17 protein-coding genes are annotated in these 16721 nt (G+C 59.8%); 5 read left to right on the forward strand and 12 right to left on the reverse strand.

Annotated elements, in window-relative coordinates; all coding sequences use genetic code 11:
• The first annotated feature begins 167 nt into the window (after window positions 1–167).
• Window positions 168–2633, forward strand: a complete 2466-nt coding sequence (locus tag KFE13_RS04750) for a right-handed parallel beta-helix repeat-containing protein (RefSeq protein ID WP_260706027.1) — start codon at window positions 168–170, stop codon at window positions 2631–2633.
• Between the two features lie 209 nt (window positions 2634–2842).
• The gene (locus KFE13_RS04755) at window positions 2843–3010 is read left to right on the forward strand and encodes a hypothetical protein (protein WP_260706028.1); all 168 of its coding nucleotides are present in this window, start codon (window positions 2843–2845) and stop codon (window positions 3008–3010) included.
• Here the strand turns inward: KFE13_RS04755 and glyS are convergent.
• Both glyS and KFE13_RS04765 read right to left on the reverse strand, forming a co-directional pair.
• The gene (glyS, locus tag KFE13_RS04760; RefSeq protein WP_260706908.1) at window positions 3007–5115 is read right to left on the reverse strand and encodes a glycine--tRNA ligase subunit beta; all 2109 of its coding nucleotides are present in this window, start codon (window positions 5113–5115) and stop codon (window positions 3007–3009) included. The two genes, KFE13_RS04755 and glyS, sit on opposite strands and share 4 nt — an antisense overlap.
• A gap of 11 nt (window positions 5116–5126) precedes the next feature.
• The gene (locus KFE13_RS04765) at window positions 5127–6104 is read right to left on the reverse strand and encodes a glycine--tRNA ligase subunit alpha (RefSeq protein WP_260706029.1); all 978 of its coding nucleotides are present in this window, start codon (window positions 6102–6104) and stop codon (window positions 5127–5129) included.
• A gap of 172 nt (window positions 6105–6276) precedes the next feature.
• On the opposite strand from KFE13_RS04765, the gene KFE13_RS04770 reads away from it, so the two are divergent.
• Both KFE13_RS04770 and KFE13_RS04775 read left to right on the forward strand, forming a co-directional pair.
• A complete protein-coding gene (locus KFE13_RS04770; RefSeq protein ID WP_260706030.1) occupies window positions 6277–7110 on the forward strand; it encodes an AraC family transcriptional regulator in 834 nt (277 codons plus the stop codon).
• Between the two features lie 100 nt (window positions 7111–7210).
• Window positions 7211–7747 carry a hypothetical protein gene (locus KFE13_RS04775; protein WP_260706031.1) on the forward strand — a complete coding sequence of 179 codons (537 nt, stop codon included), beginning with the start codon at window positions 7211–7213 and terminating at the stop codon, window positions 7745–7747.
• Between the two features lie 5 nt (window positions 7748–7752).
• Here KFE13_RS04775 and recO read toward each other — a convergent pair whose 3' ends face one another.
• The 8 genes from recO to KFE13_RS04815 form a co-directional block, all read right to left on the reverse strand.
• Window positions 7753–8490 carry a DNA repair protein RecO gene (gene recO / locus KFE13_RS04780; protein ID WP_260706032.1) on the reverse strand — a complete coding sequence of 246 codons (738 nt, stop codon included), beginning with the start codon at window positions 8488–8490 and terminating at the stop codon, window positions 7753–7755.
• 3 nt (window positions 8491–8493) lie between these two features.
• Complete coding sequence (locus KFE13_RS04785; RefSeq protein ID WP_260706033.1) at window positions 8494–8949, reverse strand: DUF1569 domain-containing protein; 456 nt, start codon at window positions 8947–8949, stop codon at window positions 8494–8496.
• A 61-nt stretch (window positions 8950–9010) separates the two neighbouring features.
• Window positions 9011–9271, reverse strand: coding sequence for a 4Fe-4S dicluster domain-containing protein (locus tag KFE13_RS04790; protein ID WP_260706034.1), 261 nt, complete (start codon window positions 9269–9271; stop codon window positions 9011–9013).
• Window positions 9272–9671: 400 nt separating this feature from the next.
• Window positions 9672–10547, reverse strand: coding sequence for an inositol monophosphatase family protein (locus tag KFE13_RS04795; RefSeq protein WP_260706035.1), 876 nt, complete (start codon window positions 10545–10547; stop codon window positions 9672–9674).
• A 100-nt stretch (window positions 10548–10647) separates the two neighbouring features.
• A complete protein-coding gene (locus KFE13_RS04800; RefSeq protein ID WP_260706036.1) occupies window positions 10648–11637 on the reverse strand; it encodes a VWA domain-containing protein in 990 nt (329 codons plus the stop codon).
• Window positions 11634–12101: a molybdenum cofactor biosynthesis protein MoaE gene (locus tag KFE13_RS04805; protein WP_260706037.1), complete on the reverse strand. Its 468-nt coding sequence runs from the start codon at window positions 12099–12101 to the stop codon at window positions 11634–11636. The genes KFE13_RS04800 and KFE13_RS04805 overlap by 4 nt, the downstream gene beginning before the upstream one ends.
• Window positions 12098–12433, reverse strand: coding sequence for a MoaD/ThiS family protein (locus tag KFE13_RS04810; RefSeq protein WP_260706038.1), 336 nt, complete (start codon window positions 12431–12433; stop codon window positions 12098–12100). Before KFE13_RS04810 ends, KFE13_RS04805 begins: the two co-directional genes overlap by 4 nt.
• A gap of 62 nt (window positions 12434–12495) precedes the next feature.
• Window positions 12496–12900, reverse strand: coding sequence for a DUF6321 domain-containing protein (locus KFE13_RS04815; RefSeq protein WP_260706039.1), 405 nt, complete (start codon window positions 12898–12900; stop codon window positions 12496–12498).
• Between the two features lie 48 nt (window positions 12901–12948).
• On the opposite strand from KFE13_RS04815, the gene KFE13_RS04820 reads away from it, so the two are divergent.
• Window positions 12949–13605, forward strand: a complete 657-nt coding sequence (locus KFE13_RS04820) for a hypothetical protein (RefSeq protein ID WP_260706040.1) — start codon at window positions 12949–12951, stop codon at window positions 13603–13605.
• Between the two features lie 7 nt (window positions 13606–13612).
• Here KFE13_RS04820 and KFE13_RS04825 read toward each other — a convergent pair whose 3' ends face one another.
• Together KFE13_RS04825 and lon are read right to left on the reverse strand one after the other, a co-directional pair.
• Window positions 13613–14152: a DUF488 domain-containing protein gene (locus KFE13_RS04825; RefSeq protein ID WP_260706041.1), complete on the reverse strand. Its 540-nt coding sequence runs from the start codon at window positions 14150–14152 to the stop codon at window positions 13613–13615.
• 74 nt (window positions 14153–14226) lie between these two features.
• Complete coding sequence (lon, locus tag KFE13_RS04830; RefSeq protein WP_260706042.1) at window positions 14227–16674, reverse strand: endopeptidase La; 2448 nt, start codon at window positions 16672–16674, stop codon at window positions 14227–14229.
• Window positions 16675–16721: the final 47 nt, after the last annotated feature.

Consider the following 16721-nt stretch of genomic DNA (forward strand, 5'->3'; position numbering starts at 1 on the left):
CCGCTCCGTGGGGTGTGTACATTGGCTGCCGCCAATCAAAGCCGCTCTCAGAACGCAGGGGAAACAGGCTGATGGCATGTCGTGTCCTGCGGCAATGTATACGTTTGCATTTTGCAACCAATGCAGCCCTCCCAGCACCAATACCTCGCGATCGGAGAGACTCCTCAATGAACATCCCACAGCTTTATCACACGCTGCGAAGACCAACGGCCTGTTTCAGTGCCCTCATCGTTCTTCTGCTTTCCCCCAGCCTTCTGCTCGCCGACGGCCCACGTCAGCCCGGCCTGTACATTCCTCCGGCCGCAAGCTACATCCTCAATCCCGGCGAAACCGCCGTTCAACTCCAGTTCGATTCTGTCCCGCTCGCCACCGTTCAGACTCAGCTCGACGCTGCCCGCGCCGCCAATCCCGGCGCTCCGATCGTCCTCACACTCACAGGCTATTACTGGGTTCGCACCGCACCTCTCACCTTGCCGTCCAACACCTCGGTTGTTCTCTACGGCACCATCGCCGCATTACCCGGAGCGACGGCAAGCAGCCTGATCTCCGTCTCGGGACAGAGCAAGGTCGCCATCGCCGGCGGCGTGCTGGAAGGAAACTTCGCTAACCTCTCCGGCATCGACGCCGAGACCTCCACCAAGATCAACATTGACGCCGTCACCATTCGCAATACCGGCCGTGACGCCATCGTCCTCAACGGCAATGGCAATACCACCTTCGACAGCGGCTCCGCCATCACTCGCTGCGACATCGCCGGTTCCGCAGGAAACGGAATCACCGTCAGCAACATCACCCAGACACTCCTGCTCGATAACTTCGTTCATGGCAACAAAGGCACCGGCGTCCAGTTAAGCGCCGCGCACTCTTCCGTCACCAACAATGAGATCAGTCACAACAACATCGGTGTGCTTGCTGACGCCAACAATAACCTCATCTCCGACAATGATGTCAGTGGCAACATGCAGGCAGGCGTTCAGCTGGCATCCACCAGCTCTTCCTCTGCCATCATGCGTAACATCATCAGCCACAATGGAGCCAACGGCATCGACTTCGACGGCTCCGACAACCTCGTCTACAACAACACGCTCTCCAATCAGACCGACCTCACCGATCGCTCCGCCGCCAACTACGTCGTCGCTCACGGAACTCCGTTGAACGCGCCAACGAGCAAATACTTCTATCCCCCCACCATCGACAACCAGCACAACGATCCCATCCTCAACGGAGTCAGCCGCGCTGACATCACCGTCGGCTCCGGCAACCTGACCGATGTGCAAACTGCCTACAATGCGGCTCTGGCGGCCAATCCCGCAAGCTTCATCGTCCTGCACATGAACGGCACGTTCACCATGGACGGCACCACGCCACTCACCCTCAGCTCAAATACCGCTGTCCTCCTCAACGGCACCATCAACGTCACGTCCAAACCCGCACAGGTCATCACCGACACCAACCCGGCATCCTTCGTCTCCATCTCCGGCGGCACCATCGACCTCCACGGACAAGGCGGAATCACAGGCATTTATTTCCCATCGACAACCATGGTGAACATCGATCACGTCAGCGTCATCAACGGCGGCGTTCCCACGATCCGCACCAGTGGAGGCATGATCCAGCTGCAGCGCGGCGGCGGATACAACATCCTCTACCGCAACACCGTCAACATGAGCGGAGGCCGCTGCCTCTGGACGCAATACGCCAATGCCCATTACGTCGTCCTCGAAAATCAGCTCAGCAGCTGCAACATGGACGGCGTCGACTTTGACTCCTCCACCTCCAACAGCTACGCCATCGGCAACATCAACATAGACAATGTGCGCTATGGCGTCTTCATCGAGCAGTCGGACTCCTACAACAAAATCTACGGAAACTACACCACAACGCGTGACTATGCCTCTTCGACCGGCCACGGAATCGGCGTCTACAACAACGCCACCTCCGGCTCAAAGCGGGCAGTCACGAACGGCAACACTGCCTTCAGCAACATCAACGACGTCGTCAACAACGGCCTGCGCATCGGCTCCATCTCCACGGCAACTGGTGGCATCGCGGAATCGGCGAACACCTACTTCTTCAACAATCTCGCCACCAACAACGGTGGAAACGCCATTCTGTTCGATACGCAGTTCCCCGGAAGCGTGCAGAATTACCTCTCGCAAACCGTCCTCGCAGGCAACAAGAACGACCTCAGCCAGCAGAACAGCAACGGAGCGACGCCACCGGAATTCTTCAACCCGATGTCTGCCATCGACCTGGCCCTGCGCCAGCCGGTTACAGCATCGTCCACCGCAACCGGCTCTGATCCCGCTAACGCCGTCGATGGTCTCGCCTTCACCGGCTGGACCGCAGGCAGCGGCTCCGACCAGTGGGTTACCATCGACCTCGGATCTGACGTCTCCTTCCAGCGAGTCGTCCTCAAACCTTCCAATCTGCTCTCGTTCCTGCAACTCGTCCGCCTTCAGACCTCCGAAGACGGCATTAACTTCACGAACATCCGCGGCGGCATCGAGTTCCCCGGCTCCGTCCGCACCTTCATCTTCAAACCAGTCACCGCACGCTACCTGCGGGTTAACATCCGAAGCCTCTTCGGGTTAGAGATCAGCCTGCGCGAGTTGGGAGTCTACCCCAACTAACGCAGTAGATTCTCTTCCGAACAAGAAAGGGCGGGGGCGGCTGTTTCAGTCGCCCTTTCTTGTTCGTCTACGCACGAACCTCACCCTTGATGCTTTGGTGTTATTGCAACCTTGATTCCGGCCCGCGCAACCTGATAGCAAGCTGAACAGGAGTCAGCGTACCTTCAGAAAATTGCAGAGAGACACGTAAATCTGCAGAGGAACGATCGATGACTGCAACCGAAATCGCAACAACCAGACCCTCCAACGCACGTGCCGAAGATGGACTTCAAGACCGCGCCGCATGGAACTCCTTCTGCGAAGGAATCCTCATTCCCCTTGGTTCACTCGGCGCAATCTTCCTGGCCATGCTGAGCGCGATGTTGATCGCCAACTAGCCGGCAACAACGATCTCCGAAAAGTCCGCAATCCCCGAAAAGCTCTTCACGATCGAGGCCAGCAGCGACAGTCTGCCCTTGCGAACCTCCGCATCCGGATCCATCACCATCACCTGCTCGAAGAACGCGTCCACCTGCGGACGCAGCGTTGCCACTGCCTCCAGCGCAGCGCCGTACGCATGCCCGCCGCTCAGCGTCTCAACCTTGCCGCCAACATGCGCAGCAGCCGCAGCCAGCGCCTCCTGCGCCGGGTGAGCACCCTTCTGCGCTGATGCCGCGCCATCAAAGGACTCTCCCTTCTCCTTCGCCTGCGCCAGAATATTCTTCATCCGCTTGAACGCCGCGCTTACCGCCTCAAAATCAGCTGAGCCACGCACCGACGTCACCGCCTCGGCCCGCGCCACCGCATCGCGCACATCATCGCTCCCCGCCGCGAGCACAGCCTTCACCACGTCATACGCCTGCTCCTTCGCCTCGCGCAGATAGAACTCCAGCCGCTCTACGAGGAACGAGCGCACTTTCGCCTCGACCGCCTCATTCGCCGTCGCACGCCCCGCAACTTCGCTCAGCGTCAATGGCAGAGCAGGCGTACTCTCCGCAAGAATCTTCACGATGCCGTTCGCCGCACGGCGCAGAGCAAACGGGTCCTTCGATCCCGTCGGCTCCATTCCCAGGCCGAACATACCCGCAATCGTGTCCGCCTTATCCGCAATCGAGAGCAGCGCCCCCTCCACCGTCCGCGGCACCGCATCCTCCATCGACTCCGGCAGATACTGATCGTAGATCGCCGCAGCCGCAGCCTCCGACGCGCCCTGCGCCTTCGCATACAGCCCGCCTACAATACCCTGCAGCTCCGTAAACTCCTTCACCAGCTCTGTCGTCAGATCGGTCTTCGCCAGCATCGCAGCCGCATCCAGAGCAACAGCATCTACCCTCGCCCCACGCGACGTCACCAGCTCCGCCAGCCCCAGCGCAAGCTCACGCACGCGTGTCGTCTTCGCCGCGTAGCTGCCAAGCTCCTTCTGGAACGTAACGTTTTCAAGCTGCTTCACTCGCTCTTTCAACGGCACTCTCTGATCGAACTCCCAGAAGAATCGAGCATCATTAAACCGCGCCCGCAACACGCGCGCATTGCCATGCCGAATCACTGCCAGCCCGGCGTCATCGGCCTCCATATTCAGCACCGCAAGAAAATAAGGAGCCAGCTTGCCTGCCTTGTCTTCAACCGCAAGATACTTCTGGTGATCGCGCATCACGGTCACCAGCACCTCTTCCGGCAGCGACAGATACTCCGGCTCAAATCCGCCAAGCACGACCGACCGATCCGAAGCCCACTCCGTCAGGTGCGTCAGCGTGTCAATCAACCCATGATCCTCGCGCCAGCGCGCTCCCTCCACCGTGCGTGTCACATGGTCCAACGCCTTGCGAATCTTCTGCCGCCGCGTCTCGACATCGGCGATCACATACGCCGTCAGCAGAGCCTCCTCATACTTCGCCGGAGCCTCCAGCTTGATCGCCGCATCGCCAAACAGCACGCGATGTCCATACGTCACCGCGCCCGCTGTCTTGCCACCAAACTCTACCGGCACGACCTGATCGCCCAACAGAGCCAGCATCCAACGCACCGGCCTTACAAATCGCTCCGGCTTGCCCGCACGCCAGTACATGTTCTTCGCCCAGTAGATCGCGGCGATCTCCTTCGGCAGCTCCGCAGCAATCACCTCAGCCGCAGCGCGCCCGGCCTTCACCACTGTCGCGGCCAGATATTCACCCTTCGGTGTCGAGACCGTCTTCAGCGCTTCAACCGCAACGCCCGCCTTCTTCGCAAAAGCCACCGCAGCGGGAGTCGCCACGCCATCCTTGAATGCCACCTTCACCGAAGGCCCCGTTAGTTCCTCCGCAGCATCCTCCTGCTTCGCCGCAACCCCCGAAACCAGCACAGCCAGCCGACGCGGCGTCGAATAGCTCTTCACATCCGCTCCAGCAGAAATCAGGCGCTCACGCTCCAGAAGCTCCACAACACGCCGCTTCAGCTCCGCCTCAGCACTCGCAATCATGCGAGCCGGCACTTCCTCCAACCCAATCTCAAAAAGAAAATCCGCCATCACACTCTCACTCACGCGCTGACCTGCTGACTCGCTGCCTCGACTAGTTCACCCTGCTGCGCATACGCCTTTGCCACGCCAATCACCAGCGCACGAATCCGCGCCATCACGCCCACGCGCTCCGTCACTGAAATCGCGCCACGCGCATCCAGCAGGTTGAAGACATGCGAACACTTCAGAGCCAGCTCATACGCTCCCAGCACCGGGAACCGCTTCACGGTCAGCGCATCCGTCTTGGCCTTCTCATCGAAGAGGCCCTTCGCCTTCTCCAGCAGGTCCAGGCACTCCGCCTCATACAGCTTCAAATGCTCCCAAAGCTTCGGCACCTCGGCATAGTCGAAGCTGTATGCCGAAAACTGTTCTTCCTCCGCCAGCCGCATCTCGCCATACGTCACCTTGCGACCCGTGTCAGGTTCAATGGCCCACACGATGTCATAGATCGAATCCACATCCTGCAGAAACCCCGCAATGCGCTCCAAACCATACGTGATCTCACCGCACATCGGGTCCAGGTCCATGCCGCCGCACTGCTGAAAGTACGTGAACTGCGTGATCTCCAACCCGTCCAGCATCACCTGCCAGCCCACGCCCCACGCGCCGCCCACCGGCCACTCCCAGTTATCCTCTTCGAACTTGATATCGTGCTCGCGCAGGTCGATCCCAATCGCCTCCAGCGACTCCAGATACAGCTCCTGAATCCGCTCCGGTGGCGGCTTCAGAATCACCTGCAGCTGCGTATGCCGATACAGCCGGTTCGGGTTCTCGCCATAGCGTCCGTCCGCCGGACGCCGCGAAGGCTGCGCATACGCAATCCGCACTGGTTTCGGCCCCAGCACCCGCAAAAACGTGTCCGGCGACATCGTGCCCGCGCCCACCTCGACGTCATACGGCTGCTGCAGCACACAACCCTGGTCAGCCCAGAACCTCTGCAACCGGAACAACAGCTCTTGAAACGTGAGCGCCTTTTTCTTTCCAGCTATCTCAGCCATGCATCTCTCTTCAATCGACGGTAATCTCTCGATTCTAAATGGAACCCACCGATTTCACGCTTTCCAAAACCCAGTCGCGTGCTGGAAACTTCATCTCATCCGGCAGCAATCCCGATCAAATGACCTCCCAACAAACAAAACATACTAGCGGCATGTCAAAGGAGAGCAGAGTATGAACCCCGCAGGAAAGGCCCTCTGGTTCATCGAGAGCCATTTCTCCAGTGAGATCGCGCTTGACGACATCGCATCCATCGCATGCGTCTCGCGCTATCACCTGGCGCGAGCCTTCGAGGCTGAGACCGGCCGCCCCGTCATGCGCTACATGCGCGAGCGCCGCCTTACCGAAACTGCGCGGGCACTCGCCAACGGCGCGCCGGACATCCTCTCCGTCGCACTCGATGCGGGATACAGCTCTCACGAGGCATTCACGCGCGCCTTCCGCGATCAGTTCGGGCTCACCCCCGAAGCCGTTCGCAGCCAGGGCCACGTGAACAACATCCAGCTAAGGGAGCCCATCAAAATGAACCAAACCGTCATCGACAGCCTCGAAACCCCACGCTTCGAAACCCGCGAACCTATGCTCATCGGTGGTATCGGCGCGCACTACAACTGCGACAGCAGCGCGGCCATTCCTTCACAATGGCAGCGGTTCGTCCCTCACCTCAATCACATTCACGGACAGGTCGGCAAAAGCGCCTACGGCGTACGCTACAACGACGATGAAGACGGTAACTTCGACTACCTCTGCGGCGTTCAGGTCTCCGACTTCTCCCGTCTCCCCGCCGATTGGAGCCGCGTCCGCTTACCCGAGCAGCGATACGCCGTCTTCATCCACCGCGACCACATCTCCGCCATCCGCCGCACCTGGAGCACCATCTGGAACGTCTGGCTGCCCCAGTCCGGCCACAAGCTCGTCGACGGCCCTGTCTTCGAGCTCTACGGCGAAGATTTCAATTCCATCACCGGCATCGGTCAGGTCGAGATCTGGATTCCCATCAAGGCCTGACCGAACAAACGAAGAAACAGGCGTGGATGGTTTGCACCCATAAGCATCTACGCCGTTTCTCCTTGCGAATGCACATGCCTCAAGGCATACTGCTCTTTCAATGCCCACACTTCAGTCCAACCGCGCTAGCCGAGCCATCGGAGCCATGTTCTTTTCCTGCTTCGGCGGAGCCTGGCTCATCCTGGGAATCGTTCGCTCCAGCCACCATAATCCCGCCCTTATCGTACTTGCCGTGCTGTGCTCTCTGACGATCCTGATTCTGGCCTATCGCAAGTACACACAAAATCGCGCTGCATTAGCAGCCGAGGCAAGCTCGCCTGCAAGCAAACGCCGGTCACGCTGGTTCAACATCATCAACGCGGGCCAATGGATTCTTCTTATCCTCATCGGAAACATCCTCGTCAACATCGGCCTGTCCGCATGGGTCATTCCAGCAGCCATCCTCATCGTCGGACTGCACTTTCTTCCTCTCGCCGGTCTCTTCTCGTATCCAGCTCACTACATCACTGGAGCAGCACTTATTCTCATCGCAGCCACCTACCCCTTCCTCACCGCGCAGGGACCATTGAGCCCTGTCGGCTGCTATGGGGCTGGCCTCGTGCTTTGGCTCAGCGCACTTTACGGACTCACAGCCTGACAGCCCTACCCACGCTCCAGCGCTCGCACGCTCCGTAGCCGTCGCTCCAGATGCCTCTCCAGCAGTCCCACCGCAAAGCTGCGCAGATCAGCAGCCCGCCCCCTCGGCCACTCCTCCTGCGCCAGTTCCTCCACCGGAGTCCGAAACATCCTCTGCGCCTCCGCAACCGACGCCGCCGAAAGCGCCGCGCTTCCCGCACGCTTGTCATCCGCGCACGTCACACCATCCGCAACCGGCGACCACCACACCGTCCCCCCGCGAAGATCCAACCCACACGCTACGCAATGCCCCAGCGCCGGCATCCACCCCATCAACCGGCTCACCCACAGCATGAAGTACGTTGCAGGCATCCACACCCTGCCCACCTGCATCTGCTCCATCACCGCCAGCGTCAGGCGAAACACCGCATCCTCAGGTGCCTGCTCCGGCAGCACCTCTTCTAATACCTCCGCGACCAGCTCCAACGCCGCGATCCGCTCGTAATCCACTGCGTCTTTCAGCGGAGACCACAGAATCTCAAACGCATCCAGACGAACTAATTCCTGCTTCGGCTTCTCCGCATACGTCGCACGCACATACGTCATCGGCTCCAGCGCACCGCCAAACCGCCGCCGCGACCGCATCGCATGACGCGCCACCCCCTTCACGCGCCCCTGCTCCCGCGTCAGCAGACTCACCAGCAGGTCAGCCTCTTCAAACGGCCACGTCCGCAGAACAATCGCCTCACCAATGCGCTGAATCATGTCCTACCGGCCAAACTGCCGCAGATGATGGTCCGCATGCAGATACCCCCACCGCATCCAGTCCTGCGCCGTCATCTCTCCGAAGATCGGATGACTCTCCTGCCATCGCGTCCCCTCTGCAACGGATTCCATGGTCGCTATCGCCGCACCTACCAGCTCTTCAAACGACGCAGTTGTCTCCTCCTCGACCGCCGTCACAAGCTCAGGTGTCGTCTGCAGGTTTTTCTTCCACGGCAGCCCCGAGCGCAACGCAATCCACTTCACCATGCCCTCCGGCAGCCCCTTCATCTTCACCGGCAACACCACCCTGTCCCCCAGAGCTACCTCGTACGCATACGTCAGATGCCGCACCATCTGCGGAGCCGTCATTCTCCCCCATAACGCGCAGTCCCCCGCCTGCATCCGCAACAGGCGCTCACGCGTCTCCAGCACCACCTTCTCCGAAGCCAGGCTCTTCATCGTCTCTCCAAACGCAAAAACGCGCAGCCCCAGGGCCGCGCGTTTTTATCTCAAACCAGAATTACCGGCCGTAGTGATCGGCGGCCTTCTGCTGGAAGTCTGCCCACTTCTCCGGAAGGTCGTCACCGGCGTAAATCGCCGAAACGGGGCAAACCGGCACACACGCGCCGCAGTCGATGCACTCCACCGGATCGATGAAGAGCTGTGCGCTATCTGCGTGGCCCGCCTCATCCTTCTTCGGGTGGATACAGTCCACCGGGCAGGCATCAACACATGCTGTGTCCTTTGTCCCGATGCACGGTTCCGCAATTACATAAGCCATTCTGGTAATCTCCCTTGATCTTGTGCCGCCGCTGAAACTTCTCTTCAGTTGTGGGGCTTGAGAAGATTTTAGCAGCAAAATTCCGCTTCACTGCAAATCAAAATCCCCTGTAAATACGACCTTTTAGGACCTACTTCTGTTGTTCAAGTCGCTTGCGCTCTCTGTAACGATCCACTGAGACAAAGATCAATGAGATAACCAAAAACGTTCCACCCGCGGCTAACCCATTCAATACTCCAATAAATGTTGCAAGACCGCATTGACCATCCTGTTGCCCCGATCGGCAATCCTCACTAAAGCCTATCGCGCAACATATTAAAAAAATTAGCAACGCTATTACGACAAACAGCGAAATACGCTGCCAGGACGGGGTTCGTCGCCAATAGGAAACGATTGCCATCTATCGCCCCGCCGCTGCCCGCCTAGCCGCAAACTCCGCAGGAGTCGGGATCGGCTCCAGCTCGCGCCCCGCAAACAGCTCCGTAAAGATGTGCACCATCTCGCCCTTTACCAGTCCATTCGTCGCCAGCACCTCGCGGCTATCCAGCGTCATCGGACTCCCATCAAAGTGCGTCACCGAACCGCCCGCCTCCTGCACCAGCAAAATCCCCGACGACGTATCCCACGGATTCAGATTAAACTCCCAGAACCCATCCAGCCGTCCGCACGCCACATACGCCAGATCCAGCCCCGCCGAACCCGCCCGCCGCACTCCATGCGATCGCAGCGTGATCTGCTGGTAGAAGTGGATATTTGGGCTGTTATGCCGCTTCTGGCTCGGAAACCCCGTCGCCGTCAGCGACTCCTGCAGCGTCTTCACCTTCGACACATGAATCTGTCGCCCGTTCAACCAGGCTCCTTTGCCCTTCTCCGCCACAAACATCTCATCGCGCAGCGGATCGTACGTCACACCCGCCACCATCTCGCCGTCCTCATCCGCTGACAGGCCGGCCCTGCGTCGCTCCAACCCCAGCAGCACACAGAACGCCGGAAACCCATGCGCGAAGTTCGTCGTTCCATCCAGCGGGTCGACATACCAGCGATACTCGCTCTCCAGCCTGTCGCGCGTGCCTTCCTCGCCATAGATGCCATGCGTAGGAAACGCCACTCGCAGTCGCTCGCGGATCAGCTTTTCGCTAGCCTTATCCGCCTCCGTCACCAGATCGACGTCGCCCTTATACTCGGCCTTCACGCCCCGCTCGTAGTAACTCTTCAGCAGAGCTCCCGCCTCACGCGCAATCCCCTCGGCAATACCTGCAAACTCAAACTGGCTCACGCAATCCCCCTGCATCCACTCTAAACTCTGTCATCCTGAGCCAAGTGGCGAAGCCACGTAGTCGCAGAACTGCATTGCCTGCAAAATGCAGCACGAGCTCCTACCGCCCATCCGCGTAGTACCCATTTCGATGCCGCACTTCATACTTCCCGCGCAGCTCCGGGTCCTTCATCCGCACCTTCACCGAACGAAACGACGTATCTCTGCTCTTCTGCGGAGCGTAATACCCAATCACATACTGCGTCCGCAGATCGTCCGAAACCCGCGCAAACGCCGGCTCCAGGTCCTTCTTGTCCTCGACGTAGAAATACTTCCCACCCGTATCGTTCGACATCTGCACCAGCGCATGCTCGCCGCCCGTATTCCTGCCCGCGTCCGCCCATATCGGCACAATGATGATCGAGTAGATCATCGCGCCCGCCCGTTGCGCCGCCTCCAACGCCTGCGCATACCGCGACCGCTTCGCCGTATCCCCGCCGTCCGTAATCAGCACCAGCACACGCCTGCGTCCGGCGTCCGTCTTCGTCTGCGACAACCTGTCCGAAGCCAGATAGATCGCGTCATACAGCGCTGTCTCCGCGCCTCGTTGTATCCCGTTCAGCCCTGCTTCAATCCTCTTCTTCTGGTTCGTAAACGGCACGATCTCCCGCACTGTGTCCGAGAAGTCCATCAGGTCCAGCTCATCCTGATCGCGCAGCAGCGCATTCACAAACTTCTTCGCGGCCATCTTCTCCAGCCGCTCGTCCGTCAGCACGCTCTCGCTCGCATCGATCGCCAGCACAATCGACAGCGGCGTCGACGACTCCCGCTCGAAGTAGGCGATCTTCTGCACCTTGCCATCTTCCAGCACTTCAAAGTCATCCTGCTGCAAACCGCCCACCGGAGCGCCCGTCTGGTCCACCACATTCACTGCAAGATTCACCAGCCGTGTCTGCACCCGAATCGTCGGCACCTGCCCCTGGTCCACCGGTTGCTGCTGTTGCTCCTCCGAATCGGCATCCGGCTGCACCGGCTTCATCGGAGGCCGCCGCACAATTGGAGCCTGCATCAGAAGCATCGCCGCCAGCGCAACTCCAGCCGCTCCCTTCACAACCGCCCACCCGCAGCATCGCTGACGCGCTCACCTGTTATCTCTTCCGGAAACGGCTCTCCATCCGCCCACACTGCGCCGTCCTCAAACTGTTCTTTCTTCCATATCGGCACCGTCTTCTTCAGCGTGTCGATCAGCCATCGGCACGCATCGAACGCCGCCCCCCTGTGCGCCGAAGCCACCACAATCAGCACACTCGACTCGCCCACCATCAACCGCCCCAGCCGATGCACCACCGCCACATTGCGCACGCCGAACTTCGCCACCGCCTCCGCCGCCAGAGACTTCATCTGCTCCAGCGCCATCTCGCGATACGCCTCATAGTCCAGGTGGAGCGTCTTCCGCCCGCGCGTGTTATCCCGAACAATTCCATCGAACACGCACACCGCACCATCCGCACCGGCCTTCATCGAGGCCACAATCTCATCGGCGGCGATCACCTCATCAACAATCTCAATCCTCATCGCGCGCCCATCCAAACCCCATCACGCATCATTCCAACCGAAGCCGAGGACCCTCCGCATTTCGTCTGTAGAGCCACGTCTTCAGCAGGAAGGTAATTCGAAACCCCGCCGCTCACCGGAGGCAGCAGAGCCACCTCATCGCCCTCGCGCAGCACATCCTCCATCCGCGCATATTCACGGTTCACGGCCACTGCAATCGACCGCATCCAATCCGCGCTCCCGTACCTCGTCATCAGATCCGCCACACGGGCTCCGGCAGCCAGCTCCACCTGCTCGCTCTCCCGGCCCAGGCTCTCCTTCAACACGCCAAAATAAAGCACTCGTACCCGCATCTCCAGCAGAATACGCGACTACACCCCTTGGACTCCTCTCAAATCGAAACGATTACCCACTTTCAGTTCTGCCGCGTCTTCTTCGAACTCCCCCAAGGCTCCTTCTTCGCCAGCCTGTACTTCTCCAGCAGCTTCCTCCCTTCAACCGCCAGAGCATACGCCTCTTCCATCGTCTTCGGAACCGGCTCGCCCCACGCATGCGCACTCAGCGCCAGCCGCGTCGGCTTGCCATTCTTTATCATCGGCCCGCTCGGGTTCGTAAACATCCGCACCAGAAACGACCCCTTCCGGCGCATCTTCTCCGGAGTATCTGCCGGCCCCTTGACCCCCGGCTTCAGATTCGCGCCATCCCGCAGCCGGTAGTACTCCCGGCCCACATCCGTCAGCCCGCCCTTGGGATCTCTTCCCTCCGCCGGCATCGATCGCGGTAGCCCGGTCACCTTCTTTGCAGCAATCTTCTTTGTCATCCGTCCAACCACCCAATGCACTTATATATTCGTCAGTGAGATATATACATGATGGACTTGCGCCCGAGCCGAACATTTAAATTTCTCCAGATTGCATCGTTTACCCTCCTGCTTTTCCCCTCCCTGGCCTTCGGTCAGCAGATCATCCAGCGAGGCCCCTTCGGCAAGCCCACACAGGTCTTCGACGAAACCCAGCAATGGACAACTCCGCTCCTCGTCTCCTCCGACGACAAAGTCGAGATCTACATCCCCGACGTCACCGCCACCGACTGGCTCGCCCGCAACTATCCCGACTTCCAGAACCAGGGCACCTACACCCTGTCCATCTATTCGATGTACAAATCCGTACAGGCCTGCCGCGAAAACTTCGTCACCCTCGGCCAGGGCGACGCCTCCCACATGGACTCCTGCACCGACATCGGCTATCGCGTTCGCCAGGTCACCGTCGACCTCAGCCAGAAGTCCGTCCAGCTCCTCTTCGCAGCTATGGTCGATCAGGACGGAACCATCATCCCCGCCTCCGTGCAGCAGTCATCCACCTTCAGAACCTGGGACCAGCTCGACGCCACCACGCAGAAGGCCATCCAGAAGACCAACGAGCTCGTCGCACAGCAGATGAAGCGTTACGACGCCCGCATTCAGAGCACCCATAACCCTCCTCGCACCGCCACACCTCGCTCCACTCCCCGCACCGCTCCGCAATAGCAAGCAATCAGGCGAACAGCACCGGCTCTCGCGGATACCACACACGCCCATCCCGCACCTGAGCAAACTCCGTCATCGCATGCGGCTTCAGCTCGCTCGCACCATCCGCCTTCACAAAAATATCCTCGACACCCAACCCACGCGCCAGCACCGCATCGGCGATCAGCGACCGATGGCATCGCCACGGCACCGCCTCCGCGCACATCACCGCTGTCCTGCCGATCTCCGGCAGTCCCACCAGCCAGTCGATCTCCTTTGCGAACGCCGCCGTCTGCATGTAATCCGCATACCCGCGAAAGCTCTCGTTCCTCCACCCTGTATTCACGCTGTCCGCAACCGCCTGCCGTCGTCCCCCTAATCCCGCACCGCGACTGATTCCCTCAATCCCTACCTGCGCCAGCGAAGCAAACAACGCCGCCTGCGAAAACTGCGGATGACGCCGCGACCCCGGAAACCGCCGCACATCCACCAGCACGCGTACGTCATTCTCCTTCAGCGCCCGCAGAAACGCCTCAATCACCAGCGTAGAGTGCCCAATCGTCATCATCCAACACATTCTCCCGCAGAAACAAAAAGGCGGCTCAGGCCAAAGCCCAAGCCGCCTCCGAAACACCCACGCGCTTACACAACAGCCGCGTGGATCACCTCATCGCGCACCGCCTCATCATGCACAACCTCCTGCACCGTCGTCGGCAGCGCAATCGCAAGTACCTCTTCGATCCGCGTCGCATAGTGGATCTTTACGCCTTCAATCTGATCCGGCGTCAGATCCTCCTGCACCTGCGTCTTGCACTCCAGTGGAAGAATCACGTCCCGCACTCCCGCGCGTTTCGCCGCAAGGAACTTCTCCTTGATGCCTCCCACCGGCAGCACATTGCCGCTCAGCGTAATCTCGCCCGTCATCGCCGTCAGCGGATGCACCGGCGTGTCCGTCAACAGACTCACCAGCGCCGTCGCCATCGTAATGCCGGCCGAAGGCCCATCCTTCGGGATCGCCCCCGCAGGCACATGGATATGAATATCCGTGTCCTTCGTGAAGTCCTCCTCCAGGCCGAACTTGCCCGCGTTCGAGCGCACCCAGGTCAGCGCCGCCTGCATGCTCTCCTTCATCACATCGCCGATTTGGCCCGTGATCGTAAAGCCGCCCTTGCCCTTCATCTTGTTCGCCTCGATAAAGAGCACATCGCCGCCCGCCGGTGTCCATGCCAGGCCAACCGCCACGCCCGCACGCTTCGTCCGCTCCGCGATCTCCGTATCCACGCGGACCTTGATCCCGCCCAGAAACTCGTGGATCAGCTCCGGTGTCACCGTGATCTTCTCCGTCGCGCCCTCGGCAATCTTTCTCGCCACCTTGCGGCACACGGTTCCAATCTGCTGCTCCAGCCTGCGAACACCGGCCTCACGCGTATAGTGCCGCGCGACCAGCGCCACACTTTCCGTCGGGAAGTCCAGCATCGCCGGATCGACACCGTTCTCCTTCACCTGCCGGGGAACCAGGTACTTCACCGCAATGTTGACCTTCTCCTCCTCCGTATAACCGGTCAGCTCGATGATCTCCATACGGTCCAGCAGCGGCCCCGGAATCGTGTCCAGCTGGTTCGCCGTGCAGATAAACAGCACCTTGCTCAGATCGAACGGCTGATCCAGATAGTTGTCGCGGAACGTATTGTTCTGCTCCGGGTCCAGCGTCTCAAGCAACGCGCTCGCCGGATCGCCGCGAAAATCGCGTCCCAGCTTATCGATCTCATCCAGCATGAAGACCGGATCATTCACCTCCACCCTCTTCAGGTGCTGAATAATCTGTCCCGGCAGCGCGCCGATATACGTCCGGCGATGTCCGCGGATCTCTGCCTCGTCATGCATGCCGCCCAGCGAGATACGCGAGAACTTACGCCCCAGCGCCTTCGCAATCGACCGCCCCAGCGAAGTCTTACCAACACCAGGAGGCCCGACAAAGCACAGGATCGGCCCCTTCATATCCGGCTTCAACCGCCGAACAGACAGGTAATCCAGAATCCGGTCCTTCACCTTCTTCAGCCCGTAGTGGTCCTCATCAAGAATCTCCTTCGCCTTCTTGATGTCCACCTCGCCCGCCGAGCCCTTCGACCACGGCAGCACCGCCAGCCACTCCACGTAATTCCGTGTCAGGCTGTAATCCGCCGCCATCGGACTCATCCGGCTCAGACGCGAAAGCTCCTTCAGAGCATCCTTCTTCGTCTCCTCCGGCATCCCGGCCGCTTCAATCTTCTCCTTGAGCTCCGTGATGTCCTTCTGGCTCTCATCAACGTCGCCCAGTTCCTTCTGAATCGCCTTCAACTGCTCACGCAGGTAGTAGTCCCGCTGCGACTGCTGTACGGAGTCCTGCACCTCGCTCTGGATCTTGTTCCGCAGTTGCTGAACCTCGATCTCCTTCGCCAGATGCTTGTTGATTCGCTCCAGCCGCTTCGTCACATCCGCCGTCTCCAGCAGATCCTGCTTGTCCGTCGTCGTCAAAAACGGCAGCGAAGCCGCAATAAAGTCGACCAGCCGTCCCGGCTCTTCGATATTGATCGCAATCGTCTGCAGATCGTCCGACAACGTCGGCGACGAAGTCACAATCTGCTGGAACTGGCTCACCACGTTCCGCTGTAGCGCCTCCGTCTCCGGAGTCTTCTCCATCTCCGTCTCGGCGATCGACTCATACTCCGCCGTCATAAATGGCGTTAGCTGCGTAAACTCGCCCAGATGCACACGCTCATTGCCTTCCGTAAATACGAAAAGACTCTGGTTCGGCATCTTCACGACCTTATGCACCGTCGCGCGCGTTCCTATTGCGTAAAGATCGGCCGCCTGTGGAGCATCCTGCCGCGCATCCCGCTGCGCCACCACCAGGATCGACTTCTCTTCACCCAGCGACTGGATCAGCTGAATCGAGCTCTCGCGCCCGACCGTCAACGGCAGCACCGCATGCGGAAACAAAACCGTGTCCCGAACCGGAAGAACCGGTACCGGACGCCGGCTGTCCACACCTTCGCCACCCTCGGTATTCATTGCTGTTGGTTTGATCACACTTACGAAGTCGTTCGCCATTGAGTGTCCTTCTATCAAATTATCAGATATCAGATGCGGCAACTGTC

Origin of the sequence: Edaphobacter flagellatus (genome assembly GCF_025264665.1) — a bacterium.
Taxonomy (GTDB): Bacteria; Acidobacteriota; Terriglobia; order Terriglobales; family Acidobacteriaceae; genus Edaphobacter; species Edaphobacter flagellatus.

Bases quoted from the DNA above. Each gene is read 5' to 3' on its own strand.
- lon (WP_260706042.1), bottom strand. From the start codon at position 16,674: ATGGCGAACGACTTCGTAAGTGTGATCAAACCAACAGCAATGAATACC.
- KFE13_RS04770 (WP_260706030.1), top strand. From the start codon at position 6,277: ATGAACCCCGCAGGAAAGGCCCTCTGGTTCATCGAGAGCCATTTCTCC.
- KFE13_RS04825 (WP_260706041.1), bottom strand. From the start codon at position 14,152: ATGATGACGATTGGGCACTCTACGCTGGTGATTGAGGCGTTTCTGCGG.
- KFE13_RS04765 (WP_260706029.1), bottom strand. From the start codon at position 6,104: ATGGCTGAGATAGCTGGAAAGAAAAAGGCGCTCACGTTTCAAGAGCTG.
- KFE13_RS04785 (WP_260706033.1), bottom strand. From the start codon at position 8,949: ATGAAGAGCCTGGCTTCGGAGAAGGTGGTGCTGGAGACGCGTGAGCGC.
- KFE13_RS04755 (WP_260706028.1), top strand. From the start codon at position 2,843: ATGACTGCAACCGAAATCGCAACAACCAGACCCTCCAACGCACGTGCC.
- KFE13_RS04790 (WP_260706034.1), bottom strand. From the start codon at position 9,271: ATGGCTTATGTAATTGCGGAACCGTGCATCGGGACAAAGGACACAGCA.
- recO (WP_260706032.1), bottom strand. From the start codon at position 8,490: ATGATTCAGCGCATTGGTGAGGCGATTGTTCTGCGGACGTGGCCGTTT.
- KFE13_RS04820 (WP_260706040.1), top strand. From the start codon at position 12,949: ATGATGGACTTGCGCCCGAGCCGAACATTTAAATTTCTCCAGATTGCA.
- KFE13_RS04815 (WP_260706039.1), bottom strand. From the start codon at position 12,900: ATGACAAAGAAGATTGCTGCAAAGAAGGTGACCGGGCTACCGCGATCG.
- KFE13_RS04810 (WP_260706038.1), bottom strand. From the start codon at position 12,433: ATGCGGGTACGAGTGCTTTATTTTGGCGTGTTGAAGGAGAGCCTGGGC.
- KFE13_RS04775 (WP_260706031.1), top strand. From the start codon at position 7,211: ATGCCCACACTTCAGTCCAACCGCGCTAGCCGAGCCATCGGAGCCATG.
- glyS (WP_260706908.1), bottom strand. From the start codon at position 5,115: ATGGCGGATTTTCTTTTTGAGATTGGGTTGGAGGAAGTGCCGGCTCGC.
- KFE13_RS04805 (WP_260706037.1), bottom strand. From the start codon at position 12,101: ATGAGGATTGAGATTGTTGATGAGGTGATCGCCGCCGATGAGATTGTG.
- KFE13_RS04750 (WP_260706027.1), top strand. From the start codon at position 168: ATGAACATCCCACAGCTTTATCACACGCTGCGAAGACCAACGGCCTGT.